The sequence below is a fragment of the Pseudomonas trivialis genome, from assembly GCF_036864995.1.
Taxonomy (GTDB): domain Bacteria; phylum Pseudomonadota; class Gammaproteobacteria; order Pseudomonadales; family Pseudomonadaceae; genus Aquipseudomonas; species Aquipseudomonas trivialis.
Genome location: NZ_CP142151.1, coordinates 3,900,986 through 3,924,874, shown reverse-complemented (window position 1 = coordinate 3,924,874; position 23,889 = coordinate 3,900,986). Strand labels below are relative to the sequence as shown.

Sequence of the window (23,889 nt, the reverse complement as noted above, 5' to 3'; positions counted from 1 at the left end):
GCCGACGCTATAAAGGTTCGTGTATCGGTGCCGATACAAAGGCCTATTTCATTCAAGCAGGACCCGGATCATGTCTTCCATCGGTGGCCTCAATCCTTCCAGTGTGAACATTCCCACGGTGCCGGACCTCAGGAAAAACCCGGCGGCAGAAGCGTCGCGCGACGACGAAAAACCTGTCAGCGAGACCAAGGTGACCGAGGGTGTGAGCGTGTCGATCTCCAGTGCCGGCTTTCGTGCCGCCAAAACCGACTCGAACAAGGACATCGATAACAGCAGTCAGACCGACCCGGTCAAGCAACTGCTGAAAATGATCCGTGAACTGAAAAAACAGATCGCCGACAAGCAGGCCGAAGTCGCTGCCGCCCAGTCCGACAATTCGATGACACCCGAGGCGCGTCAGGCGCGGGTCGCCAACCTGCAGGCGAGCATCGCCACGTTGCAGGCCAGCCTGACCATGGTGCAGATGCAGTTGGGCAAGGCCATGAAGGACCAGCCTGCCGACGCGCAGATGGAAGCCATGAGCCTGGCATCGAAGTAACGCCTCAGATCACCCGCGAAAACTGCTGCCGGTTCTGCTGTGCAAGGTAGGCATCGAACAGCATGCACAGCGAGCGTACCAGCAGGCGTCCGGCCGGCAGTACGCGGATGCCCCGGGCGTCGAGCTTGATCAGGCCGTCGCTGGCCATGGTCTGCAACTGCGGCCACAGCGCGGCAAAATAGCCGCGAAAGTCGAGGGTGAACGCCTGCTCGATGTGCTCGAAGTCGAGCTTAAAATGGCAGATCAACTGCTGGATCACCTCGCGTCGCAGTCGATCATCCGGGGTGCACAGCCGCCCACGGCAGGTTGCCAGTTGCGCACCCGCCAGCGCGTTCTGGTAGACGCCGAGGTCGCTGGTGTTCTGGCAGTACAGGTCGCCTATCTGGCTGATCGCCGACACCCCCAGGCCAATCAAATCGCAGTGCCCGTGGGTGGTGTAACCCTGGAAGTTGCGTTGCAGGGTGCCGTCTTCCTGGGCGATGGCCAGTTCGTCGTCCGGCAGGGCGAAATGGTCCATGCCGATGTAGCGGTAGCCGGCCTGGGTCAGCTGCTCAATGCTGGTTTGCAGCATCAACAGTTTGGCGGCTGGGGTGGGCAGGTCATCGCTGTTGATGCGCCGCTGGGGCATGAAGCGCTCCGGCAGGTGCGCGTAGTTGAACACCGACACGCGGTCCGGTTGCAGTCGGATGACTTCCTCCACGGTGTGGGCAAAACTCAGCGGCGACTGCTCGGGCAAGCCATAGATCAGGTCGATATTGATTGAGCGAAACTGCAGGGTGCGCGCCGCGTCGATCACCGCGCGCGTTTGCTCCAGGCTTTGCAGGCGATTGACCGCGCGCTGCACGTGCGGGTCGAGGTCCTGCAGGCCGATGCTCACCCGGTTGAACCCCAGCTCGCGCAGCAGGCCCATGGTCGCCCAATCGGCTTCGCGCGGGTCGATCTCGATGCCGTAGTCGCCCGAGTCGTCTTCCAGCAGATGGAAATGCCGGCGCAGGCTGCCCATCATCTGGCGCAGCTCGTCGTGGCTCAGGAAGGTCGGAGTGCCGCCGCCCAGATGCAGTTGCTCCACCACCTGTTTCGGGCCGAGGTGGCAGGCGACCTTCTCGATCTCTTGCGTCAGACTTTGCAGATAGGGCCTGGCGCGGCCACGGTCCTTGGTGATCACCTTGTTGCAGGCGCAGTAGTAGCAGATGTTCGCGCAGAACGGCACATGCACGTACAGCGACAGCGGTCGCGCGGCCTTGCGGCTGTCGTGCAGCGCGTGCAACAGCTCGACGGCGCCGATCTGGTTGTGCCATTGCACGGCGGTGGGGTAGGACGTGTAGCGCGGCCCGGCGAGGTCGTAGCGGCGAATCAGATCGGTGTCCCAACAAATGGCGTCGAGCATGCGGGCGCTCCCCCGGATAGGCTGATAGGCGGAGTCTAGGGGCAGGGCGGGGCAGGCATGTTGATTTGCATCAACGGGGAGTGGCGCTGTGCCACAGGAATGACTAATGCCCCATCAGCCAGTGCTGGTGCGGGCCCGGCAGGGTCCAGAGGCCGAACAACATCACCAGCACGCCACCGGCCACGCGCACCCTGCGCCGGCGCAGTAATGCGGTGACCCGCTCCGCCGCCAGGCCTGTAGCCAACAGCACAGGCCAAGTGCCCACGCCGAAAGCCAGCATCAGCAATGCGCTGTGGGCCGCATTGCCCTGGCTCGCGGCCCACAGCAAGGTGCTGTAGACCAGCCCGCACGGCAACCAGCCCCAGAGTGCGCCCAGCAGTAAGGCACGCGGCAGGCTCGACACTGGCAACAGTCGGTTGGCCAGCGGCTGGATATGCCGCCACAGGCCACGGCCCAGACTTTCGAGGCGGGTGAGGCCGCTCCACCAACCGGCGAGGTACAGGCCCATGCAGATCAGCAGTCCACCGGCCAGTACGCGCATGACCATCGCCGCCGGGCTGTTGGCCACCGCCCAGCCGGCCAGGCCGATGAGCAGCCCGGCGCAGGCATAGCTGAGGATGCGCCCCAGGTTGTACGCCAGCAGCAGGCGAAAACGGCGGGTGCGTTGCGCGCCGGGAATCGCCAGGGTCAGCGCACCCATCAGTCCGCCGCACATGCCCAGGCAATGGCCGCCACCCAGCAGGCCGAGGATCAGCGCGGAGATCAGCAGCGGCGCCAGGTCAAGCATGGGGCGGATCCCTGGGCGGTTGCTGCGGTGGATGGGCCTTGTCGATGGCGGCGAGGTGGTTTGAGTCCTGATCGTCGAACAGCACGCTGTGGGCCGGGCCGTCGAGGTCGTCGTACTGGCCGCTGTCCACCGCCCAGAAAAAGAGGTAGATCGCCGCGCCCACTAACAGCAGCGCCGCCGGAATCATTATGTAAAGAGCTGGCATCGCTACTCCAGGCCTGCGCGGCTCAGGCCGGCAGGGGGCGGTTTGGCAAAGGGCGTGAAGGGCGCACGCGGCTGGCGTGTCAGGCGCAGGGCGTTGAGTACCACGGTCAACGAACTCACAGACATGCCGATTGCCGCCCAGATCGGCGTGATCCAGCCCAGCGCGGCGAACGGCAGCATCAAGCCATTGTACAGACCGGCCCACAGCAGGTTTTCAATGATCACCCGGCGGGTCCGCCGTGCCAGGCTGAACGCCTGCACCAGAGCGTCCAGGCGATTGCTCAGCAATACCGCGTCGGCGCTGGTTTTCGCCAGGTCCGTGGCCGAGCCCATGGCCACGCTGATATCGGCGGCGGCCAGTACGGGCACATCGTTGACACCGTCGCCGAGCATCAGCACCTTGCGACCCTGCGCGTGCAAGCGTTGCAGCACTTGCAACTTGTCATCCGGGCGCAGGCCGCCGCGGGCTTCGTCAATGCCCAACGCTGCGGCGACGCTGGCGACCATCGGCGAGCTGTCCCCCGACAGCAGCAGCGTGCGCCAGCCTCGTGCCTTGCACGCTGCGAGCAGCGCTGGCGCATCGCTGCGCAGGCGGTCGTCGAGCACGAACCACGCAAGCGCGCCGCTGCGGTCGCCCAACAGCAGCCACTGCCCGGTTTGCTCCGGCACGGCGGGCTGCGGGCAACCGCTGAGTTCGCAGACGTATGCAGGCTGGCCGATGCGCAGCAGGCGTTCACCCACGCGACCTTCCAGCCCCAGGCCCGCAGCGCTGCGCACGTCAACGGCGGGCAGCGGCGCCCGGCCGAATGCGCGGGCAATCGGGTGCTCGGAGCGGTTTTCCAGGGCGGCGGCGAGGCCCAGGCATTGGTCGCTGTTCAGCTCGCCCAGAGGCCGGATGGCGTTGAGGGTCAGACGTCCTTCGGTGAGGGTGCCGGTCTTGTCGAAAATCACCGTATCGATCTGGTTCAGGCCTTCGAGCACATGGCCGCGTGTCAGCAGCAGGCCGAGGCTGTGCAGGGTGCCGGTGGCGGCGGTGAGCGCCGTCGGCGTGGCCAGCGACAAGGCGCACGGGCAGGTCGCTACCAGCATCGCCAGCACGATCCAGAATGCCCGCGACGCGTCGAGCTGCCACCACAGCAGGCCGATCACGGCGGCGGCCATCAATGAACCCAGCAGGAACCACTGTGCGGCGCGGTCGGCCAGCTGCGCCAGGCGTGGCTTTTCCGCCTGGGCGCGTTCCAGCAGACGCACGATGGCGGACAGTTGCGTGTCGTGGCCCAGGGCGCGCACATGCACGGTCAGCGCGCCGTCGACGTTGAGCGTGCCGGCCGTCACGCTGTCGCCGACTTGCCGGGGTTGTGGCAGGTACTCGCCGGTGAGCAGGGATTCATCGATGCTCGACTGGCCCTCGAGGATCACGCCGTCGGCCGGCAGCACCGCGCCGGGGTGCACCAGCACACGGTCGCCCAGGGCCAGCTCGGGCAGCAGAATGCATTCGCTCTGGCCGTCGCTCTTGAGGCGCAGGCACGAAGCGGGCAACAGGTTGACCAGTTGCGCGGTGGCGGCGGCCGTGCGCTCCCGGGCGCGACGTTCCAGGTAGCGCCCGGCCAGCAGGAACAGCGCGAACATGCCCACCGCGTCGAAATACAACTCGCCCGTACCGGTGACAGCGGTCCAGATGCCGGCCAGGTACGCGCCGCCAATCGCCAGGGATACCGACACGTCCATGGTCAGGTGGCGCGTGCGCAGATCCCGCATCGCGCCCTTGAAGAATGGCGCGCAGCTGTAGAACACGATGGGTGTGGTCAGAAACATCGCGACCCAGCGCAGGATCACGTGCAGCTCGGGGCTGAGGTCGACATTGAATTGCGGCCAGGTCGCCATGGTGGCCATCATTGCCTGGAACCACAGCAGGCCGGCGACGCCGAGTCGGCGCAGGGCCAGGCGGTTTTCCCCGGCCAGTTGCTCGGCGGCGCGGTCGGCCTGATACGGGTGGGCGGCGTAGCCGATATGGCGCAACTCACTGAGCAGCCGGCTCAGCGGCACTTGCCCGTCGGCCCAGCGCAGGTGCAGCCGGTGATTGGACAGGTTCAGCCGCGCCTCGGCCACGGCAGGCAGGCGGCGCAGGTGTTTTTCGATCAGCCAGCCACAGGCCGCGCAACTGATGCCTTCCATCAGCAGGGTGGTTTCGGCCAGGTCGCCGTCGTGGCGCACGAAAGGTTTTTGCACGTCGGCGCGGTCGTACAGCGCCAGCTCGTCCAGCAATTGCACCGGCAGGGTGTCGGGGTTGGCCGAGGTTTCGCTGCGGTGCTGGTAATACTGTTGCAGCCCGCCGGCCACGATGGCTTCGGCCACGGCCTGGCAGCCCGGGCAACAGAGCTCGCGGCGCTCGCCAAGGATCATCGCGGTGAAGCGGCTGCCGGCTGGAACGGGCAGGGCGCAGTGGTAGCAGAGGCTGGTCATGGTCGGTATCTGGGATGGCTGGGAGCGCCTCTGTGCGAGCATTTTGAGCGAGGCGTGGGTTTTTATTGCTTCAGCTCCTCGGCGCCCTGCAGCGGTTCGTCACCCAGCAGCAGGTCCTTGTCGTGGCTGACGTCTTCCTCTTCGAACAGTCGCCAGGTCTGGTTGCCTTCCACCCCCAGCAGTTCGACGAAGCGCCGGCCCTCGACCTTGTCGGTAACCTGGCCGATGTAGCGGCCAGGTTCGCTGTCGCTGCGGGTCAGGTTGATCCTGCGATCCTTCTGCGGCTGAGTCGGGGAAATCAGGTTGAGTTGCAGGGTGTTCGGGTTGCTGTAGCCGGTGAGGCGCAGCTCGATTTCACCGGTCAATTCGTCCAGGTGCAGCTTGCCGCGCAGTTGCAGGGTCTGGGCCAGGCGTTCACGGTCCAGGGCGCGGTTGATGCCCTTGCCGGCCTCGTAGTAATTGTCGTTGACCAGGTTGTCCGGGTTGTTCACCGCAATGGTCACCATCGACAGGGTCAGCGTCACCGAGCAGGCCAGGATCGCAATGATGATCCAGGGCCAGAGGTGCTTGTACCAGGGGCTTGCGGCAGTGGCTGGGGGCATGGTTCGGTTCTCTGGTTATCGGACGGGCGGGCCGATGAATCGGCTGCCGGCTTCAATCCGGACGCTGGCGTCATCGGCGTCCGTCAGGATGAATGTCACTTCGTTGGCGCTCGACGGCAGCTGCTGCGGCGCGCTCGACAGCCCCACCGGCAGGCTGACGGTATCGCCGGCGGCCACCCTGATTTCACACCGGCCTTGCAGCTTGAGGTCGGGCAGGCCGCTGGCACTGAGCACGTAGAGGTGGTCGCGCTGGTCCTTGTTCATGATCTTCAGGCTGTAAACGTTTTCGATGCGGCCTTCGGCGTCTTCGCGAAACAGCACACGGTCCTTGCTCACATCCAGGCTCACCAGCGGACGCAGGAGGAATGCCGCCGCCAGCAGGCTGATCATCGCCAGCAATACCGCTGCGTAACCGATCAGGCGCGGGCGCAGTGTGTGGGTTTTCTGCCCGGACAGGTTGTGCTCGGTGGTGTAGCTGATCAGGCCGCGCGGGTAGTCCATTTTGTCCATGACGCCGTCGCAGGCGTCGATACAGGCGGCGCAGTCGATGCATTCGATTTGCAGGCCGTCGCGGATGTCGATACCCGTAGGGCATACCTGCACGCACATCGTGCAGTCGATGCAATCGCCCAGGCCCTGGGCCTTGTGGTCGCTGTCTTTTTTGCGCGGGCCACGCACTTCGCCACGGCGCGGGTCGTAGGACACGATCAGGGTGTCCTTGTCGAACATCACGCTCTGAAAGCGCGCATACGGGCACATGTAGATACACACCTGCTCACGCAACCAGCCGGCATTGGCGTAGGTGGCGAGGGTGAAAAAACCGACCCAGAAATACGCCCAGCCATCGGCCTGGCCGGTGAAGAACTCCACCACCAGCTCACGGATCGGCGAGAAGTAACCGACGAAGGTCAGGCCGGTAACCAGGCCGATCAACAGCCACAGCGCGTGCTTGGCCAACTTGCGCAGACATTTGCTGGCGCTCATCGGCGCCTGGTCCAGCTTGATGCGTTGGTTGCGGTCGCCCTCGGTGACCTTTTCGCACCACATGAACATCCACGTCCACACGCTTTGCGGGCAGGTATAGCCGCACCACACGCGCCCGGCGTACACGGTGATGAAGAACAGGCCAAACGCCGCGACGATCAGGATGCCCGACAGCAGGATGAAGTCCTGGGGCCAGTAGGTGGCGCCAAAAATGAAGAACTTGCGCTCCGGCAGGTTCCACCACACCGCCTGATGGCCACCCCAGTCGAGCCAGACAGTGCCGAAATACAGCAGCAGCAATGCGCCGCCACCCAGCATGCGCACAGTGCGAAACAGGCCGGTGAACGCGCGCGTGTAGATCTTCTCTCGTGACGCGTAGAGATCAACGGTTTTCCCGGGCGGGGTGACGTCATGTACCGGTATCTGGTTGCTCATCATGGCATCGGCCGGTCATTGGTCCCATGGATTGATCAGTGGAACGCCGCTGGATTGGAAGTCACTGATGTTACGGGTGACCACGGTGAGTCCATGTACCAGCGCAGTCGCGGCAATCAATGCGTCACTCTCGTTGGCCTGGTCGGGCACATGCAGGTTGGCGCAACGCAATGCCACGGCTGCGTCAACGGGCAGGATTCTGGCATCGAATGCCGGCATCACGTGGCGCTTGAGCCAGGTACGCAACACCTTGCCCTGCGCCGGGTCTCGTCGCTCCATGCGCAGTACGCCGGTTTCCAGCTCTTTTAATGTGATCGCCGAGATGAACATGCGCGTTGCGATAATGCTTTTGGCCCAGGCGACCACGTTCGCGTCTGCCCGGGGTTTACGAAGTTCGGAGATGACATTGGTGTCGAGCAAATACATCAAGAGAGGTCCACAGGTCGATGAGTGATCACGGCGCGCCTGGTTTCGAGGTCGATATCGGCCGCTTCCGGCATCACCAACAGGTCAACGATATCGGCGTTGAGACCTGTCAGTTTCTGGTAGTCCTCAATGCTTAGCAGCACATGAGCGGGCTTGCCGCGATCGGTGATGAAAACCGGTCCCTGGCGGGCTGCTTTTTTGGCACCACTTGTGTCCTGATTGAATTCGCGGCTGGAAATCGTCGTGATAGTCATGGGGCACTCCCCTTTCTTGAGTTCAATGTAGTCACGTTACTACTTTGGCTTTGTGACGAGCAAGCCTTAGGCTACCAACGGCCTCTGTCCAGAGCAGAAAAAACACAGTCCTGCCCAGCGTTCACTGCGCGGTGGGCTCGACGGACTTGACGTGCTCCTCAGTCTTCTCATCGCCATGGGACAAGCTGTACACATACGCCGCCAGCACATGCACCTTGTCATTGCCCTGCAGTTGCTCCTGCGCCGGCATCTGGCCCTGGCGGCCATGGCGGATGGTTTGCTGCAACTGGGCGAAGTTTGATCCGTAGATGAATGCACCCGGGTGCGTCAGGTCCGGCGCGCCCATGGCGGGATTGCCTTTGCCGGCCGGGCCGTGGCAGGCCGTGCAGGTGGCGGCGAACAGTTTTGCGCCATTGGCCACATCGGCCTTGGTGCCTTCGGGCAGGGTGCGGCCGTCGAGGTTGCTCAGCACAAAACCTGCCACGTCGGCCACGCCTTGCTCGCCGATGACGGCGGCCCAGCCTGGCATCACCGCTTGGCGGCCTTTCAGGATGGACGCCTTGATGGCGTCAGGCGTGCCGCCCCAGCGCCAGTCGGCGTCGGTCAGGTTGGGAAAGCCGTAGGCGCCCTTGGCATCGGAGCCGTGGCACACCGAGCAATTGGAGGCGAACAGGCGAGCGCCCATCTTCAAGGCCTTCGGGTCACGGGCCACGTCCTCGATCGGCATCGCGGCGAAGGTGGCGAAGATCGGTCCGAACTTCGCCTGCGACTGGGCCATTTCCTTTTCCCATTCATGCACGGAACTCCAGCCGGTCTTGCCGTTGGCGAAGGGCGTCTGCCGGTCGTTGTCGAGGTAGTTGTAGCCCGGCAGCAGGCCCTGCCAATTGCCCAGGCCCGGGTACAGCGCCAGGTAACCGAGGGCGAAGACAAGGGTGCCGATGAACAGCATGAACCACCATTTGGGCAACGGGTTGTCGTACTCCTCGATGCCGTCGAACGAGTGGCCGACGGTTTCCTCGGTCTGCTCGCTGCGCTGGCCCTTGCGGGTCGACAGCAGCAGCCAGGTGATGGCAAACAGCGTGCCCAGGCTGAGGACGCTGACGTACAGGCTCCAGAACGTGCTCATTGCTTGTCATCCCTGGTGGCTTGCTCGACGTGCTGGAGCGCTTGCGGGTCGTCGGCGAAAGGCAGCAGGGTCGCCTCGTCAAACTCGGCCTTGCGCCGTGGGCTGAACACCCACAACGCCAGGCCGATGAAGGCCACCATCACCACCAGGGTGCCCAGGCCACGAATCATCCCGATATCCATGCGATCACCGTTTGCTTTTGATGAGGGTGCCCAGGCCTTGCAGGTAGGCCACCAGTGCGTCCATTTCGGTCTTGCCCTTGACGGCGGCGGCCGCGCCGGCGATGTCCTGGTCGGTATAGGGCACGCCCAGGGTGCGCAGCACTTGCATCTTCTTCGCGGTGTCCTTGCCGTCGAGTATGTTTTCGACGAGGAACGGGTACGCCGGCATTTTCGACTCCGGCACCAGGTTGCGCGGGTTGTAGAGGTGCGCGCGGTGCCAGTCATCCGAGTAACGCCCGCCGATTCGCGCCAGGTCCGGCCCGGTGCGCTTGGAACCCCACAGGAACGGGTGGTCCCACACGCTTTCGCCGGCCACCGAGTAGTGGCCGTAGCGTTCGGTTTCGGCGCGGAACGGCCGGATCATCTGCGAGTGGCAACCCACGCAACCGTTGGCGATGTACACGTCACGGCCTTCCAGCTCCAGCGCGCTGCGCGGCTTCATGCCTTCGATGGGCTTGGTGGTCACGTCCTGGAAAAACAGCGGGACGATCTGGGTCAGCCCGCCGATGCTCACGGCAATGACCATGAAGAAGGCCAGCAGGCCGATATTCTTCTCGACGACTTCATGCTTCATCAGTGCGCTCCCGCAACGGCGATGGTGGCGGCGGCTTCGGCTTGCGCCGGGTCCGAGGCGCGCACGGTGCGCCAGACGTTGTAGGCCATCAGTAGCATGCCGCTGGCAAAGATCGCTCCGCCCACGGCCCGCACGATGTAGCCCGAATGGCTGGCCTGCAGCGTTTGCACGAAGGAGAAGGTGAGCGTGCCGTCATCGTTGATCGCCCGCCACATCAGGCCCTGGGTGATGCCGTTGACCCACATCGAGGCGATGTAGAGCACGGTGCCGATGGTGGCCAGCCAGAAGTGGCTGTTGACCAGCGCGATGCTGTGCATCTGCGTGCGGCCGTAGAGCCTGGGGATCATGTGGTAAAGCGAGCCGATGGAGATCATCGCCACCCAGCCCAGGGCACCGGCGTGGACATGGCCGATGGTCCAGTCGGTGTAGTGGGAGAGCGCGTTGACGGTCTTGATCGCCATCATCGGCCCCTCGAACGTCGACATGCCGTAGAACGCCAGCGACACCACCAGAAAGCGCAGGATCGGGTCGGTGCGCAGCTTATGCCAGGCGCCGGAGAGGGTCATCATGCCGTTGATCATGCCGCCCCAACTGGGGGCCAGCAGGATGATCGACATCACCATGCCCAGGGACTGCGCCCAGTCGGGCAATGCGGTGTAGTGCAGGTGGTGGGGGCCGGCCCAGATGTACAGGGTGATCAGCGCCCAGAAATGCACGATGGACAGGCGATAGGAGTAGATGGGACGTTCGGCCTGCTTGGGTACGAAGTAGTACATCATCCCGAGGAAACCGGTGGTGAGGAAAAAGCCGACGGCGTTGTGCCCGTACCACCACTGGATCATCGCGTCTGTTGCGCCGGCATAGGCCGAGTAGGACTTGAACAGGCTGACCGGCAACGACGCGTGGTTGACGATGTGCAGCATCCCCGTCACCAGGATGAACGCACCGTAGAACCAGTTGGCGACATAGATGTGCCGGGTCTGGCGCTTGACGATGGTGCCGAAGAATACCGCCGCGTAGGCCGCCCATACGATTGCCAGCAAAATGGCGATCGGCCATTCCAGTTCAGCGTATTCCTTGGTGGTGGTGTAGCCCAGCGGCAGGCTGACGATGGCACCGATGATCACCGCTTGCCAGCCCCAGAAGGTGAACGCGGCGAGGCCGTTGCTGATCAGGCGCGCCTGGCAGGTTCGCTGCACCACGTAATAGGAGGTGGAGAACAACGCGCAGCCACCGAAGGCGAAGATCACCAGATTGGTGTGCAGCGGGCGCAGGCGACCGAAGGTGGTCCAGGGCAGGTCGAAGTTCAATTGCGGCCAGACCAGCTGCAAGGCGATGAACACGCCGAGCCCCATGCCGAGGATGCCCCAGACCACCGTCATGATGGCGAACTGACGGACGACCTTGTAGTTATAAGCAGTCGGGCTGATTGCTGTGCTCATTCCGGGGTTCCACGATTTAGTATTTTTATAGATAAAGCGGCCGCAGTATGGAGAAAGCGAGAGGCCATTGCAACGCACGTGATCACCGCCATCAACCAGGTTGAACGCCATATTCTGCGGCTTTTCCGTGCTGAGTGTAGGGACAATATCCTAAATTGAAAGCTGATCAAGTGGACAGGAATATTTCCAGGCCTGTCCTGCACGCAAATCCGGCGTTGCAGGAGCGGTATTGTGGGGGCTTCCATGTGGCGACAGGCGGTACTTACTGTAATGTTCATGAGCGACAGACCGATTGAATAGCGAGGCAAGCGTGGGCAAACAGCACAAGGCAAGTATCGACGGGGATCAGTGGGCACAATGTGTGCGCGAACGCGGCTGGTTGTGGGATGCCGCCGCTCGCGGCACGTCAGGTGAGGCGGTCACATTGATTCTGGCCCATGGCGCCGGCGCGCCGATGGACTCCGGCTTCATGAACGACATGGCTGCACGCCTTGCCGGGCATGGCGTCAACGTATTGCGCTTCGAGTTTCCCTACATGGTCCAGCGTCGGCTGGACGGCGGCAAACGTCCGCCGAACCCGGCGCCGAAACTGCTGGAGGCCTGGCGGGAGGTGTATGCCGAGGTGCGACGCCATGTCGGCGGCAAGCTGGCGATTGGCGGTAAGTCCATGGGCGGGCGCATGGCCAGTTTGCTGGCCGATGAATTGGCGGCCGACGGGCTGGTGTGTCTGGGGTATCCGTTCTATGCGGTGGGCAAGCCGGAGAAACCACGGGTCGAGCATTTGGCCGGGTTGAAGGCGCCGAGCTTGATCGTGCAGGGCGAGCGCGATGCGCTGGGCAATCGGGCGGCGGTGGAGGGGTATGCGTTGTCGCCGAGCATCGAGGTGATGTGGCTGGTGGCGGCGGACCATGACTTGAAGCCGTTGAAGGCGTCGGGGTTCAGTCATGAGCAGCATCTGGAGGCTGCGGCGGTGAAGGTGGCTGAGTTTCTCGGTGGCTGTTAGGGCCTCATCGGGAGCAAGCCCCCTCCCACCTTTGATTGGGTTCACACATTTCTATTGGTGAACACTGTAAAGGTGGGAGGGGGCTTGCTCCCGATAGCGATTACCGGTTGAAACGCTCCACCAGCGAATACTGGGAATTGGCGGTATGGGTCAGCTCTTCGCTCAACTGCGCCGAGTTCATCGCCTGCTCCGAGGTCTGGTCCGCCAGCAACGCAATGGTGCTGATATTGCGGCTGATCTCCTCGGCCACCGAGCTTTGCTCTTCAGTCGCGGCGGCGATCTGGGTGGTCATGTCAGTGATGTGCGCCACCGCTTCGCTGATGCCCACCAGTGCCTGGTCCGCTTCCGTCACCCGCGTCACGCCTTCTTCGGCCTGGCGGCGCCCGGCGTCCATGGTTTGTACGGCGGCGTTGGCGGTCTGTTGCAGCTTGGCGATCAGGGCATGGATCTGCCCGGTGGACTCGGTGGTGCGCTGCGCCAGTTGGCGCACTTCGTCTGCTACCACGGCAAACCCCCGGCCCATCTCACCGGCACGAGCCGCTTCGATGGCGGCGTTCAGTGCCAGCAGGTTGGTCTGGTCGGCAATGCCCTTGATCACGTCGACCACGCCGCCGATTTCATCGCTGTCCTTGGCCAGTTGGGTCACGGTCACGCCCGTTTCGCCCACCGCCACCGACAGGCGCTGAATCGCCTCGCGGGTTTCGCCGGCGATGTCGCGACCGCGACCGGTCAGGCGATTGGCTTCCTGCGTCGCGTCCGCCGTGCGCTGCACGTGGCTGGCGACTTCCTGGGTGGTCGCCGCCATCTGGTTGACCGCCGTGGCCACCTGCTCGGTTTCCACGCGCTGGCGTTCCAGGCCGCTGGAGCTGTTATGTGCGTAGGTGTTGGATTGCAGCGCCTGGGCGTTCAAGTGTTCGGCAGTGTCCTGCAAGCGCGTAAGACACGTCTTCAGACGGGCTTCCTGGCTGAGGATCGACATTTCCAGACGCGCCTGGGCGCCACGGCTGTCGGTGTACATCTGCGCGATCAACGGGTCGGAAGTGGTCTGCTCGGCCAGGCGCAGCAAGCGCTTGAGGCCACGCTGCTGCCAGCGCAGACCCAGCAGGCCCAACGGCACCGACAACCCGGCCGCCAGAGCAAAGCCCCAGTGGGAGTTGAGCGATACGCCGATCATGAAACTCAACTGGCTCACCAGGATGAACGGCAACCAGTCCTGCAACACCGGCAGCCATTTGTCGCGCCGGGGAATCGCCGTCTTGCCCTGGTTGATGCGTTGATAAAGCGCTTCGGCGCGGCGGATCTGCTCGGCGGTGGGCTTGACGCGCACCGACTCGTAGCCGATCACCTGGCTGCCATCGAAGACCGGCGTCACATAGGCGTTGACCCAATAGTGATCGCCACTCTTGCAGCGGTTCTTGACGATGCCCATCCATGGCAGGCCTTGTTTGAGCGTGCTCCACATGTGCGCGAAGACGGCCGCCGGAACGTCCGGGTGACGCACCAGGTTGTGGGGTGCGCGCATCAGTTCGTCATGGCTGAACCCACTGATTTCGACGAAAGCGTCGTTGCAGTAGGTGATAACCCCTTTGGCATCTGTGGTGGAGATCAACCGTTGCTGGGCAGGGAAGGTACGTTCGCGCTGGGTAACGGGCTGGTTATTACGCATGGCAGTTCAATCCGTGAGGCTTTCGGGGGTTATCGGCCGTATCGGAGGTTTATTTAGATTCTTTTTGCAACAATCACCCTGCGAGCATCGGATAGGTAAACAACCCGAAGTGAAGCAGGTTCAGGCCGAAGTGTGTGGCGATCGCCGCGCCCAGCCCACCGAAGCGATATGCCAGGCCGTAACCGACGCCCGCGATGCTCGCCAGCAACACCCAATACCCTCCCGCGCCCAGGTGCGCCAGGCCGAACAGCAGGGAGGCCAGCAGCAGTGCGAGGTTTTCGCCATAGGGCAGGTGTTTGAAGCGTTGGCGCAGACCGCCCTGGATATAGCCGCGAAACAGGGCCTCTTCCACCAGCGTTACCAGCAGCAGGTTGTTCAACACCCACAACCACGCCTGTTCCGGCCATTTCGGCGCCCAATCGATCATGCCCAGCAGCGCCGCGCCGCCCAGGGCCACGATGGCGGTCAGGGTCAGCGCCAGTGCCGCCACGCAAAGGGACAGGCGCAGCGAGCGCCGCGCCACAATCCACGGGCATACCAGCAGCAACCAGAAGCCGATCAGCGGTTTGTCCTGATTCAGGTACATCGAGAACGGCACTGCATCCGGGGTAAACCGCTGCGGATCAATCGCGCGCCCGTTGTAGAACCCCGGCAACCAATGCATGGCCAGGCCCAGCGCGAGCACGACGAACAGCCCATGGCCAAGGTAGCGCGCCCATGGATTGCGTTGCTGGCGTACGGCATAACCGGCCACCAGCAGCAGGGCGACGGACACCGCCGCAAGCAGGCCAAGTTGGCCGTAAGTCAGCGCCAGGACATAGCCGATGCAAAGTAACGCCAGGTAAAACCAGGGCAGCGTAATCATCTTGGATACCTCGAAAAAAACGGCGGCCATTATAGCGACGGCCCGGCACCTGCGGATGAAACCTGCCTAGCTCGCCCTGGCCAGCTTTCCCGGCCGCAGCACCAGCCACAATGCCCCGCCAATCAACACGCCGCCATACACGTGGGCCATCGACAACGGCTCATTCAGCAGCAGCGCGCCCCACAGCACGCCGAACGGCGGGATCAAAAAGGTCGTGGTCATCGATCTTACGGGGCCGATGGCGGTCAGCAGGCGAAAGTACAGGACGTAGGCAAACGCCGTGCACACCAGCCCCAACCCCAGCAGCGACGTCCACACCTGCCAGCCGCCCCAACTGGCCGGGGGATGGCTGATGGCGCTGTAGGCAAACAGCGGCAACAGAAACAGGGTGGCGCCGAGCATGCTGCCCAAGGCGGACAGACGGCTGTCCAGCCCGCCCTGGCGATCCAGCCAGCGTCGTGCGAGAAACCCGGCAAACCCGTAGCAGGTGGTGGCTAACAGACACGCCAGCGCGCCCATCAGCAAGGGCAGGTCAAACGCCACCGGGCCGGCGCGGGTCAGCACGCCCACGCCGAACAGGCCCAGGCACACCCCGGCGAATTTCGAGGGCGTCAGGCGTTCGCTGAAGAACAACCCGCCGATCAACACGCCCATCAGCGGCGTGGTGGCGTTGAAGATTGCCGAGTAACCCGCTGGCAGCACCTGGGCGGCCACCGAATACATCGTGGCGGGGATCCCGGAGTTGATTACGCCCAGCAGCAGCACGGTTTTGAACTTGCCCTGGAAATCCCAGCGCACGCGCATCAGCGCCAGAATCACCAGCAGGCCGGCGGCGGCGATCGACACGCGGAAAAACGCGGTCGGCACACTGCCGATTTCCGGCGCGATGATGCGCATGAACAGAAAACTCGCGCCCCAGATGGCAGCCAGGCCCAGCAGGTACAGGGTGTCGACAGGTCTCACAGCACATTCCTACCTTGATAAGGCCGCGAGTGTTGCCCAGCGGCCTGCCCGACACAATCGCTAATTAAACGACGAACCGCGTCACCAGCCCATTGAGGTCCACGGCCAGGCGCGACAGTTCCTGGCTGGCGGCCGAGGTCTGGCTGGCGCCGGCTGCGGTCTGGGTCGACAGGGCGCGAATGTTCACCAGGCTGCGGTCGACGTCGCGGGCCACCAGCGCCTGTTGCTCGGCGGCGCTGGCGATCACGCGGTTGCGCTGGTTGATCTGCGAGATGGACGCGGTGATTTTCGCCAGCGCGTTGCCGGCGTTGTTGGCCCGCTGCAGGGTGTGCCCGGCGTGTTCGGCGCTGCTGTTGAGTGCGCCGACGGTGTCCTGGGTGCCTTGCTGGATACTGGTGATCATCTGCTCGATGTCTTCGGTGGAGGCCTGGGTGCGTTGCGCCAGCGAGCGTACTTCATCGGCGACCACCGCAAAGCCGCGTCCGACCTCGCCTGCGCGGGCCGCTTCAATGGCGGCGTTGAGTGCCAGCAGGTTGGTTTGCCCGGCGATGCCGCGGATCACTTCGAGCACCTTGCTGATGTCCTGCGCCTTGGCGGCCAGGCCTTCGGCCTTGTTCGAGGCGCCGAGCACTTCGTCGACCAGGCTCTGGATCGCGCTGATGGTCTGGCTAATCTGGTGGTGGCCGTGCTTGCTGTCCTCGTCCGAGGCCTGCGACGCTTCGGCGCTGGACACTGCGTTGTTGGCCACGTCGTCCACGGCGACGCTCATCTGGGTGACGGCGGTGGCGGCCTGTTCGATTTCATCGTTTTGCGCCTGCAGGCCGAGTGTGCTCTGCGCCATTACCGAACTCATTTCTTCGGCCGCCGAGGCCAGTTGCTGCGCCGACTCACTGATGCCGCGCAAGGTGCCCTGTAATTGCGTCTGCATGCTGGCCAGGGCGGCCAGCAGTTGCGCCGGCTCGTCGCGACCGTGCACGGTCACGGGCTGGCTCAGGTCGCCGGCGGCGATGGTGCGCGCCACTGCCAGCGCCTGGCCCAGCGGCGTGGTGATGCTGCGGGTGAGCAGCCAGGCCAGCAGCAACGTGGCGACTAGCGCGACGACGATGATCAGAGCGACAATCCAGCGCGCACGCGCATACACCTGCGCTGCCGAGTCGGCCGCCGCTTCGACACCCCGCTTGTTGAAGTTGGTCAAGGCCTCCAGGTGCTGGTTGAGCGCATTGCCCAGGGGCGCCAGGCGGCTGGTGACCAAGTCGATGGCGTCTTGTTGCTGCTCCTTGTCCACCAGGCTGATCATCTGGCCGATGGTACCCATGTAGCTTGCCACCGCAGTATTGACCTGCTGCAGCAGCGCACGCTCGTCGTCGTTGCTTGGCAGGCTCTCATGGCTGGCCAGCAACGCCTTGAGCTGAGCGGTATTGCGCGTGATCAGGCCTCGGCTGGTGTCGCGGATGCGTGATTCATCGGTGGTGACAAAGCGCAGTGCCTCCAGGCGAATGCCGGCCACGGTGGCGGCAATTTCATGGGCGTTTTCGATGCTAGGCATCCATGACCGCTCGATGATCAGCGCGCTTTCGCGCAGCTCGGCCATCTGCCCCAGGCCGAACAGTCCGACAATCACCAGCAAGCTGGCCAATACTGCAAAACTCAGACTGGCACGCAGACCAATCCTCATGTTCCTCAACGACATCTCACTGCTCCTCGGGGGGATGAAACCTGCTCCCGGATAGGTCTTGTGACCTTGTCAGGCTGGGAGGGCGCGGGCTATATATCAAAGCGCCATTAACGTGGTAATCAGGGTTTCCCTTACGGTGTATCAGCACGGTTACATTTGTTAGGGGCCGGATGAGCCGGGCAGGTTTTCCCTGTCAAACTCGGCAGACGGTGCCGTTAAAGGCGTACAGATAAAAAGTCCGAGTCTGAGAGTAGGGATTTGTCGTGCAGTTACTGACCGCTCGGTCGAATAAAAAAACTGAAAATAGTGGAGGTTTCTCCCATGTCCGCCCTCGCCATTGCCCGCACCCTGCTTGACGGCTTCGACGATTACCGTGAGCACTTTCGCCGGATCACCGATGGCGCCCGTGAACGTTTCGAAAAGGCCCAGTGGCAGCAGGGGCAGGCGGCGTCGGCAGCGCGGATCAACTTGTATGAAGAGAAAGTTGCCGAAGTGACGGCGCGCCTGCGGGCAAGTTTCGACAGTGCTGTGTTGCTGCAGAGCAGCAATTGGCCCCAGGTGAAGAGCGCCTATATCGGCCTGATCGACCTGCGCGTCGACGATGAGCTGGCCGAGACCTGGTACAACTCGATCTTCTGCGGCCTGTTCAGCCATGACCTGATCAGCGACGCCTGCATGTTCATCCACACCACGCGGCCGAGCCAGCGCGAGGCGAGGGCGGCGCAGACCCGCCTTTACACGCCGGCCGGGAACCTGTCGGACCTGCTGGCGCAGATCTTCGCCGACTTTTGCTTCAGCGAGCCCTACGCCGACCTGCCCGGCGACGTGCGCCGCCTCCAGGCGCAATTGCGCGAGAGCCTGCCGGACTGGGTCTGCAAGGACCCGGACCTGAACGTCGAGTTGTTTTCTTCGGTGCTTTACCGCAACAAGGGGGCGTATCTGGTGGGGCGCATCTACACCCACGACGAACAATGGCCGCTGGTGATCCCGCTGCTGCACCGCGAAGGACGTGGCATCCAGATCGATGCGCTGATCACTGACGAAGCGCAGGTGTCGATCATCTTCTCGTTCACCCGTTCCTACTTCATGGTCGACGTGCCGGTGCCAGCCGACTTCATCGGCTTCCTGCGGCGCATCCTGCCGGGCAAGCACATCGCCGAGCTGTACACCTCCATCGGTTTCTACAAGCACGGCAAGTCGGAGTTCTACCGCGCGCTGATCAACCATCTGGCGAGCACCGACGACCGCTTCATCATGGCCCCGGGTGTGCGTGGCATGGTCATGAGCGTGTTCACGCTGCCGGGTTTCAACACCGTGTTCAAGATCATCAAGGACCGATTCTCGCCGTCGAAGAACGTCAACCGCGCCACGGTGATCGAGAAATACCGTCTGGTCAAAAGCGTCGACCGCGTCGGACGCATGGCCGACACCCAGGAGTTCGCCGATTTCCGCTTCCCGCTGAGCAAGTTCGAGCCTGACTGCCTGGCCGAGCTGCTTGAGGTGGCCGCCGGTACCGTTGAGGTGCAAGGCGACACGGTGCTGATTCGCCACTGCTGGACCGAGCGGCGCATGACCCCGCTCAACCTCTACCTGGAACGCGCCAACCCCGCCCAGGTGCGCGAAGCCCTGGACGACTACGGCCTGGCGATCAAGCAACTGGCGGCGGCGAATATCTTCCCCGGCGACATGTTGCTCAAGAACTTCGGCGTCACCCGCCATGGGCGCGTGGTGTTCTACGACTACGACGAAATCTGCTTTCTCACCGAAGCCAACTTCCGCCACATCCCCGCGCCGCGCACCCCCGAAGACGAAATGGCCTCCGAGCCCTGGTATTCCATCGGCGCGCTGGACGTGTTCCCGGAAGAATTCCCGCCGTTCCTGTTTGCCGATGCCGACCAGCGCACGCTGTTCGATGAGTTGCATGGCGAACTGTACGATGCCGACTACTGGAAAGGCCTGCAGGACGCGATCCGCGCCGGCAAAGTGATTGATGTGTTCCCGTATCGGCGCAAGGACCCGCTATAAGCTGCACACACATCCATGTGGGAGGGAGCAAGCCCCCTCCCACATTTGTCTTCGGTTTACACCCGAGTCGCGCGTGAAGCTTGGCGCTCCCAACCGCTTTTCTGCCACACTTGGCGGCCCCGCCTAAACAGATGACCGTCAAAGTACCTGATGACTGACCAAGCGCCCGCTATCGACCAACTGCTGAAAAACCTCGATCACGCCATGCTCGCCGACCGCCACCGCTTGCGGCGCCAGTTGCTCGAGCTGCGCAAGAAGCCCGATGAGGAGAAGCTGGCGCAGTGGGTGACGCGCATGCAGGCGTCCTGCGCCCAGGTGACTGCGCGGCGCGCCAGCCTGCCGGTGATCCGCTACGACGACAGCCTGCCGATTGCCGCCAAGCGCGATGAAATCAAGGACGCGCTGCTCAAGCATCAGGTGCTGATCATTGCCGGCGAGACCGGCTCGGGCAAAACCACCCAGTTGCCGAAAATCTGCCTGGAGATCGGTCGCGGCCAGTACGGCCTGATCGGTCACACCCAGCCACGCCGGATCGCTGCGCGCAGTGTGGCCAGCCGGGTTGCCGAAGAGCTTGCGACCCCATTGGGCGCGTTGGTCGGCTATCAGGTGCGGTTCGAAGACCAAAGCGATTCCAATACCCTGATCAAGCTGATGACCGACGGCATCCTGCTGGCGGAAACCCAGAACGACCGTTACCTGGAACGCTACGACACGATCATCGTCGACGAAGCCCACGAACGCAGCCTGAACATCGACTTTCTGCTCGGCTACCTGAAAACCCTGCTGCCGCGCCGCCCGGACCTGAAAGTCATCATCACCTCGGCGACCATCGACCTGGAGCGTTTCTCCAAACACTTCGACGATGCGCCGATTGTCGAAGTCTCGGGCCGCACCTTCCCGGTGGACACCTGGTACCGGCCGCTGACCCTGGAGCAGGACGAGGAGGGCAATCGCGTCGAGGACGACCTGACCGTCGACCAGGCGATTCTTGCCGCGCTTGATGAAGTCGCAGCCTACGAGCGCAGCGAACGGCGCGGCCCCGGCGATGTGCTGGTGTTTTTGCCCGGCGAGCGCGAGATTCGCGACGCCGCCGAGATGCTGCGCAAGGCCCAGCTCAAGCACACCGAAATTTTGCCGCTGTACGCGCGCCTGTCGCCGGCTGAACAGCAGCGCATTTTCCAGTCCCACCCGGGGCGGCGCGTGGTGCTGGCGACCAACGTCGCGGAAACCTCGCTGACCGTGCCGGGGATCCGTTATGTGATCGACAGCGGCACCGCGCGCATCAGCCGCTACAGCTACCGCGCCAAGGTGCAGCGCCTGCCGATCGAGGCGATTTCCCAGGCCAGCGCCAACCAGCGTAAAGGCCGCTGCGGCCGCGTCGAACCAGGTATCTGCATACGGCTGTACAGCGAAGAGGACTTTATCGGTCGCCCGGAATTCACCGACCCGGAGATTCTGCGCACCAACCTCGCCGCCGTGATCCTGCAGATGCTGCACCTGCGCCTGGGCGAAATCACCGATTTCCCGTTTATCGAACCGCCGGACGGCAAGGCGATCAGCGACGGGTTCAACCTGCTGCAGGAGCTGTCGGCGGTGGATCGCAACAGCCAGCTCACGCCGCTGGGCCGCCAGCTGGCGCGCCTGCCGGTGGACCCGCGCATGGGCCGCATGCTGCTCGAAGCCGCCAGACTCGGCAGCTTGCAGGAAGTGTTGATCGTGGCCAGCGCCATGTCGATCCAGGACCCGCGCGAGCGCCCGCCGGAGCGTCAGCAGGCCGCCGACCAGGCGCACGCTCAGTGGAAGGACCCGGATTCGGACTTCGCCGGGCTGGTCAATCTGTGGCGCGGCTTTGAAGAGCAGCGCCAGGCGTTGACTGCCAGCCCGTTGCGCAACTGGTGTCGCAAGAACTTCCTCAACTACCTGCGCCTGCGCGAATGGCGCGATTCCCATTGCCAGTTGAGCCTGATCTGCCGCGACCTGCAACTGACCCTCAACAAAGAACCGGCCGACTACCCCAAGCTGCACAAGGCGGTGCTGGTGGGCCTGCTCAGCCAGATCGGACAGAAGACCGAAGACGGCGATTACCTCGGTGCGCGTCAGCGGCGTTTCTGGATTCATCCGTCGTCGGGCATCGGCAAAAAGCGTCCGCAATGGCTGATGACCGCCGAGCTGGTGGAGACCACCAAGCTGTATGCGCGCATGGTCGCCAAGATCGACGCCGATTGGATCGAACCGCTGGCCGGGCACCTGATCAAGAAAAACCATTTCGAGCCGCACTGGGAGAAGAAGCGTGGCCAGGTGGTGGCGTTCGAGCAGATCACCCTGTTCGGGCTGATCGTGGTCGGGCGCCGGCCGGTGCATTACGGGCCGATCGACCCGGTGGTGTCGCGCGAGCTGTTTATCCGCGAGGGCCTGGTGCGTGGCGAGATCCAGTCGCGGGCCAGGTGCCTGAGCGCCAACCAGCAACTGCTGGAGCAGCTCGACGAGCTGGAAGCCAAGGCGCGCCGTCGTGACATTCTGGCCGATGAAGAAACCCTGTACGCGTTCTACGATGCGCGGCTGCCGGCGGAGATTCATCAGACTGCCACCTTCGACAGCTGGTACAAAATCAACAGCCAGAAAGACCCGCAACTGCTGATCATGCGCGAGGAGGACGTGCTGGCGCGCGAGGCCAGTGAAGTCACTGCCGCGCACTACCCGGACACCCTGCACTTGGGCGATCTGGCCCTGGCCTTGAGTTATCACTTCGAACCCAACCACCCGCGCGACGGCGTGACCCTGCGCGTGCCGGCGCCGCTGCTGCCGGCGTTGCCGCCGGAGCGCCTGGAGTGGCTGGTGCCGGGGGTGATCGAGGCCAAGTGCATTGCCCTGGTGCGCAACCTGCCCAAGGCGCTGCGCAAGAACTTTGTGCCTGTACCGGATTTCGTCAAGGCCGCGCTGCAGCGCATCGAATTCAGCCAGGGCTCGCTGCCCCAGGCGCTGGGGCGCGAACTGTTGCGCATGACCGGCGCGCGGGTCAGCGATGACGCCTGGGCCGAGGCGGCGCAGCAGGTGGAAAGCCACCTGAGGATAAACCTGGAAGTGGTCGACGGGCAGGGCAAGTTCCTCGGCGAAGGCCGCGACCTGGCCGAGCTGACCGCACGTTTCGCCGAAGCCAGCCAGGCCGCGTTGGCCGTGCCGCAGACCGCAAAAAGTCAGGAGCCGGTGCAGGCCAGGGCGTTTGCGGCGGTGGCCGAGAAAACCCAGCAGCAGATCGCCGGCCTGTCGATGACCGTGTACCCGGCGCTGGTGGAGGAAAACGGCACGGTCAAGGAGGGGCGTTTCTCGACGGCCGCCGAGGCCGAGTTCCAGCATCGCCGCGCGTTGCAGCGTTTGCTCCTGCAACAATTGGCGGAGCCGGCGAAATTTCTGCGCGGCAAACTGCCCGGCCTGACCGAGCTGGGCCTGATGTACCGTGACCTGGGGCGCATCGACGCGCTGGTCGAAGACATCCTGCTGGCCAGTCTCGACAGTTGCGTGCTCGAAGGTCAAGCCAGCCTGCCGCGCGACGGTGCCGGGCTGGCCGCCTTGGCCGAGCGTACCCGAGGCGGTTGGACTGAACACGCCGAACGCCTGGCGCGCCTGACCCTGGAGGTGCTGAAACTCTGGCATGGCCTGCAAAAGCGCTTCAAGGGCAAGATCGACCTGACACAGGCCGTGGCGCTGAACGATATCAAGCAGCAGCTAAGCCACCTGGTGTACCCGGGGTTTGTACGGGAAACCCCGGCGCAATGGCTCAAGGAGCTGCCGCGCTACCTCAAGGCCATCGAGCAACGCCTGGAGAAATTGCCGGGCCAGGTGCAAAAGGATCGGGTGTGGAGCACCGAACTGGGCGGGTTGTGGACGCAGTATGAGAATCGTCTGAAAAAACACGCCCAGGAAGGCAAGCGCGACCCGCAGCTGGCACTCTACCGCTGGTGGCTGGAGGAATACCGTGTGTCGCTGTTTGCGCAGCAACTGGGGACCAAAGTACCGATCTCCGACAAGCGCCTGAGCAAGCAGTGGAGCCAGGTAGAGCCCTGATCCGCCGACTGCCCATGAACCTCTGTGGCGAGCGGGCTTGCCCCGCGTTGGGGTGCGAAGCGCCCCCAATCAAGCAAAACTCGGTCTACTTGACACTGCGCAGAGTATGGTTTTGGGGCTGCTGCGCAGCCCAACGCGGGGCAAGCCCGCTCGCCACAACAAGCCCGCTCCTCATCAAGCCAGCTCC

The 23,889-nt window shown here is 63.7% G+C and carries 20 protein-coding genes; 4 read left to right on the top strand and 16 right to left on the bottom strand.

Annotated features, from left to right (window positions below; translation table 11 throughout):
* Nucleotides 1–70: 70 nt before the first annotated feature.
* A complete protein-coding gene (locus VRB54_RS17110) occupies nt 71–538 on the top strand; it encodes a hypothetical protein (RefSeq protein WP_338478116.1) in 468 nt (155 codons plus the stop codon).
* 4 nt (nt 539–542) lie between these two features.
* On the opposite strand, the gene hemN is transcribed toward VRB54_RS17110, so the two are convergent.
* From hemN to ccoN, 12 genes are all read right to left on the bottom strand, one after another.
* Nucleotides 543–1,925 carry an oxygen-independent coproporphyrinogen III oxidase gene (gene hemN / locus VRB54_RS17105; RefSeq protein WP_338478115.1) on the bottom strand — a complete coding sequence of 461 codons (1,383 nt, stop codon included), beginning with the start codon at nt 1,923–1,925 and terminating at the stop codon, nt 543–545.
* A 103-nt stretch (nt 1,926–2,028) separates the two neighbouring features.
* Entirely contained in the window at nt 2,029–2,712 is a 684-nt protein-coding gene (locus tag VRB54_RS17100) for a sulfite exporter TauE/SafE family protein (RefSeq protein ID WP_338478114.1), read from the bottom strand.
* Nucleotides 2,705–2,917 (bottom strand): cbb3-type cytochrome oxidase assembly protein CcoS, encoded by a 213-nt coding sequence (gene ccoS / locus VRB54_RS17095; protein ID WP_338478113.1) that lies wholly within the window; start codon nt 2,915–2,917, stop codon nt 2,705–2,707. The genes VRB54_RS17100 and ccoS overlap by 8 nt, the downstream gene beginning before the upstream one ends.
* 2 nt (nt 2,918–2,919) lie before the next feature.
* Nucleotides 2,920–5,379: a heavy metal translocating P-type ATPase gene (locus VRB54_RS17090; protein WP_338478112.1), complete on the bottom strand. Its 2,460-nt coding sequence runs from the start codon at nt 5,377–5,379 to the stop codon at nt 2,920–2,922.
* 62 nt (nt 5,380–5,441) lie between these two features.
* Nucleotides 5,442–5,981, bottom strand: a complete 540-nt coding sequence (locus tag VRB54_RS17085; RefSeq protein WP_338478111.1) for a FixH family protein — start codon at nt 5,979–5,981, stop codon at nt 5,442–5,444.
* A 15-nt stretch (nt 5,982–5,996) separates the two neighbouring features.
* Nucleotides 5,997–7,400 (bottom strand): cytochrome c oxidase accessory protein CcoG, encoded by a 1,404-nt coding sequence (gene ccoG, locus VRB54_RS17080; RefSeq protein WP_338478110.1) that lies wholly within the window; start codon nt 7,398–7,400, stop codon nt 5,997–5,999.
* Nucleotides 7,401–7,415: 15 nt separating this feature from the next.
* On the bottom strand, nt 7,416–7,826 hold the full coding sequence (locus VRB54_RS17075) for a type II toxin-antitoxin system VapC family toxin (RefSeq protein ID WP_209983630.1): 411 nt from the start codon (nt 7,824–7,826) through the stop codon (nt 7,416–7,418).
* On the bottom strand, nt 7,826–8,080 hold the full coding sequence (locus VRB54_RS17070; RefSeq protein WP_209983628.1) for a type II toxin-antitoxin system Phd/YefM family antitoxin: 255 nt from the start codon (nt 8,078–8,080) through the stop codon (nt 7,826–7,828). The genes VRB54_RS17075 and VRB54_RS17070 overlap by 1 nt, the downstream gene beginning before the upstream one ends.
* Nucleotides 8,081–8,201: 121 nt before the next feature.
* The gene (gene ccoP, locus VRB54_RS17065; protein ID WP_338478109.1) at nt 8,202–9,206 is read right to left on the bottom strand and encodes a cytochrome-c oxidase, cbb3-type subunit III; all 1,005 of its coding nucleotides are present in this window, start codon (nt 9,204–9,206) and stop codon (nt 8,202–8,204) included.
* Complete coding sequence (locus tag VRB54_RS17060; protein ID WP_338478108.1) at nt 9,203–9,388, bottom strand: cbb3-type cytochrome c oxidase subunit 3; 186 nt, start codon at nt 9,386–9,388, stop codon at nt 9,203–9,205. The genes ccoP and VRB54_RS17060 overlap by 4 nt, the downstream gene beginning before the upstream one ends.
* A 4-nt stretch (nt 9,389–9,392) precedes the next feature.
* The gene (gene ccoO, locus VRB54_RS17055; protein WP_338478107.1) at nt 9,393–10,001 is read right to left on the bottom strand and encodes a cytochrome-c oxidase, cbb3-type subunit II; all 609 of its coding nucleotides are present in this window, start codon (nt 9,999–10,001) and stop codon (nt 9,393–9,395) included.
* Nucleotides 10,001–11,443: a cytochrome-c oxidase, cbb3-type subunit I gene (gene ccoN, locus VRB54_RS17050; protein WP_338478106.1), complete on the bottom strand. Its 1,443-nt coding sequence runs from the start codon at nt 11,441–11,443 to the stop codon at nt 10,001–10,003. Before ccoN ends, ccoO begins: the two co-directional genes overlap by 1 nt.
* Nucleotides 11,444–11,753: 310 nt before the next feature.
* Here ccoN and VRB54_RS17045 point away from each other — a divergent pair, with 310 nt between their 5' ends.
* Nucleotides 11,754–12,446, top strand: coding sequence for an alpha/beta family hydrolase (locus tag VRB54_RS17045; RefSeq protein ID WP_338478105.1), 693 nt, complete (start codon nt 11,754–11,756; stop codon nt 12,444–12,446).
* A 100-nt stretch (nt 12,447–12,546) separates the two neighbouring features.
* Here VRB54_RS17045 and VRB54_RS17040 read toward each other — a convergent pair whose 3' ends face one another.
* From VRB54_RS17040 to VRB54_RS17025, 4 genes are all read right to left on the bottom strand, one after another.
* Nucleotides 12,547–14,112 (bottom strand): PAS domain-containing methyl-accepting chemotaxis protein, encoded by a 1,566-nt coding sequence (locus VRB54_RS17040; RefSeq protein WP_338478104.1) that lies wholly within the window; start codon nt 14,110–14,112, stop codon nt 12,547–12,549.
* 73 nt (nt 14,113–14,185) lie between these two features.
* A complete protein-coding gene (locus tag VRB54_RS17035; protein WP_338478103.1) occupies nt 14,186–14,977 on the bottom strand; it encodes a CPBP family intramembrane glutamic endopeptidase in 792 nt (263 codons plus the stop codon).
* Between the two features lie 66 nt (nt 14,978–15,043).
* A complete protein-coding gene (locus VRB54_RS17030; RefSeq protein WP_338478102.1) occupies nt 15,044–15,940 on the bottom strand; it encodes a DMT family transporter in 897 nt (298 codons plus the stop codon).
* Between the two features lie 64 nt (nt 15,941–16,004).
* Nucleotides 16,005–17,615 (bottom strand): methyl-accepting chemotaxis protein, encoded by a 1,611-nt coding sequence (locus VRB54_RS17025; RefSeq protein ID WP_422396114.1) that lies wholly within the window; start codon nt 17,613–17,615, stop codon nt 16,005–16,007.
* A 321-nt stretch (nt 17,616–17,936) separates the two neighbouring features.
* On the opposite strand from VRB54_RS17025, the gene aceK reads away from it, so the two are divergent.
* Nucleotides 17,937–19,640, top strand: coding sequence for a bifunctional isocitrate dehydrogenase kinase/phosphatase (gene aceK, locus VRB54_RS17020; protein WP_338478100.1), 1,704 nt, complete (start codon nt 17,937–17,939; stop codon nt 19,638–19,640).
* Nucleotides 19,641–19,790: 150 nt separating this feature from the next.
* A complete protein-coding gene (hrpA, locus tag VRB54_RS17015; protein ID WP_338478099.1) occupies nt 19,791–23,702 on the top strand; it encodes an ATP-dependent RNA helicase HrpA in 3,912 nt (1,303 codons plus the stop codon).
* The last annotated feature ends 187 nt before the right edge of the window (nt 23,703–23,889 follow it).